This window comes from Mycobacterium sp. NGS26, from assembly GCF_059813025.1.
In genome coordinates this window covers 1-233 of sequence record NZ_JCALDU010000050.1, presented here as the reverse complement: position 1 = coordinate 233, position 233 = coordinate 1, and the positions used below count along the sequence as shown (strand labels likewise).

The 233-nt window shown below is 68.7% G+C and carries 1 pseudogene; it reads left to right on the top strand.

The features are described from left to right. A pseudogene (locus tag AC5Y6X_RS24510) lies at positions 1–233 on the top strand (hypothetical protein); the annotation flags it as partial.

Here is a 233-nt window from a genome sequence, read left to right as displayed (position 1 = left end):
CGAAGAGGTGGCCGCCTCCCCGGACAACTTCCGCGCCTTGCTGGTCGACGAACGCGTCAGCGTCCTAAGCCAAACCCCTGGCGCGCTTGCGGCGCTCTCCCCGCAGTGTTTGGAGTCTGTCGCTTTGATGGTGGCCGGTGAGGCCTGCCCGGCCGAGGTGGTGGATCGGTGGGCGCCGGGGCGGGTGATGATCAACGGCTACGGCCCCACCGAGACGACCGTCTACGCCACGA